Genomic DNA, 1,697 nt, shown 5'->3' with positions numbered 1-1,697 from the left:
ATAAATTATCAACATTAAATCTGTAATAGCTTTATAGAAATGTCGTGTTCTAGCCAGATAGAAATGTCGTGTTTAGGCCTGGATATGCTTGCTGGTTCCTTGTGGGACTACGGAGCCGGCGATGCATCCAGCGACACTGGTGACATTGAACATGCGCGAACTCGACCGACTGAAGGTGATCCAGGCCGTGGTGGACACGGGACTGAAGCCCGGCCGAGCGGCCCAACGGCTGGGTCTGACTGTGCGGCAGATCGAACGTCTGGTGATCCGATACCAGGAATCGGGTGCGGCTGGACTGGCCTCGCGCAAACGTGGCCGCCAGGGTAACCGGCGTCTGGACGAGAATCTGGCCCAGCGGGCGCTGGCGATCATCCGCGAACGCTACGCCGACTTTGGCCCAACGCTGGCCTGCGAGAAGCTGGTCGAGTGCCACGGCATTCGCCTGGCCAAGGAAACGGTCAGGCGGCTGATGACGGACGCCGGCCTATGGGTGCCGCGCCGGCAGCGGCCGCCGAAGATCTACCAGCCGCGGGCCCGTCGTGCGTGTCTGGGCGAACTGATCCAGATCGATGGCAGCGATCACCGGTGGTTCGAGGAACGGGCGCCGGCCTGCACACTGCTGGTGTACGTCGACGATGCGACCAGCCGGCTGATGCATCTGCACTTCACCGCGAGTGAATCGACGTTCAGCTACTTCGAGGCGACGCGTGCGTACATCGAATGCCACGGCAAGCCTGGCGCGTTCTACAGCGACAAGGCGAGCGTGTTCCGGAATACGGCCGCGAGCAAGACCGGCAACAGCGTGACGCAGTTTGGCCGCGCGATGTACGAGCTGAACATCGACACAATCTGTGCAAACAGCAGCCCGGCCAAGGGTCGTGTCGAGCGCGCGCACCTGACGCTGCAGGACCGGCTGGTGAAGGAGCTGAGGCTGCGTGGCATCAGTACGGTGGCGCAGGGCAATGCGTATGCGCCCTCCTTCATCGCAGCCTATAACGCACGCTTCGCAAAGCCGCCGAAGAGCGATTTCGACGCACACCGGCCGCTGCGCGGTGACGAGAATCTCGACCTGCTGATGACGTGGCGCGAGACGCGACGCGTGACGAAATCGCTGACCATTCAGTACGACCGCGTGATGTACCTGCTGGATGACACGGCGGAGAACCGGAAACTGATCCACCGCTACATCGACGTGTGGGAGTATCCGGACGGACGCATCGAGATCCGCGCCGATGGCCGGGTGCTGCCGTACAGGCAGTACGACCGGCTCGCGGAAATCGATCAGGGCGCGGTCGTTGAACACAAGCGACTGGGCCACGTGCTGCAGGTCGCGCAGGCGATCCAGGCGCAACGCGACGACCGGCGCATCTCCGGCTCCCCTGCGCGCACGAATCAGGGACAACCGGTTCGGGCAACGGAACGCGCGCAGGGCACGAAGAAGCAGCGTGAATTCACGCAGGACGACATCAACGGTGTGATCACGGAATTGGCACAACGCAGGCAGCCGAACCAAACACGCAAACCTGGCCGTCGGTCTGCAGGATCTGTCTGAACGGACTGACACGCCCTGCCCGTTCACGCGCTGTCCTTCAACGCTGCGTGAGATTGAAACCGTTAAAGACAGAGTCAAACCCAACGTCAAAACACGACATTTCTATTTGGCTCCAGCTACGACATCTTGAAATGGCTATGACAAA

The 1,697-nt window shown here is 61.2% G+C and carries 1 protein-coding gene; it reads left to right on the top strand.

Translation table 11 applies throughout. The features are described 5' to 3' along the window. Window positions 1-121 precede the first annotated feature (121 nt). The gene (locus PQR67_RS38100) at window positions 122-1,552 is read left to right on the top strand and encodes an ISNCY family transposase (RefSeq protein WP_408467935.1); all 1,431 of its coding nucleotides are present in this window, start codon (window positions 122-124) and stop codon (window positions 1,550-1,552) included. The last annotated feature ends 145 nt before the right edge of the window (window positions 1,553-1,697 follow it).

This window comes from Paraburkholderia fungorum (assembly GCF_046026025.1).
Classification (GTDB): Bacteria; Pseudomonadota; Gammaproteobacteria; order Burkholderiales; family Burkholderiaceae; genus Paraburkholderia; species Paraburkholderia fungorum_E.
Note: the sequence above shows the minus strand (reverse complement) of the source record. Positions and strands in the feature narration are given on the sequence as shown.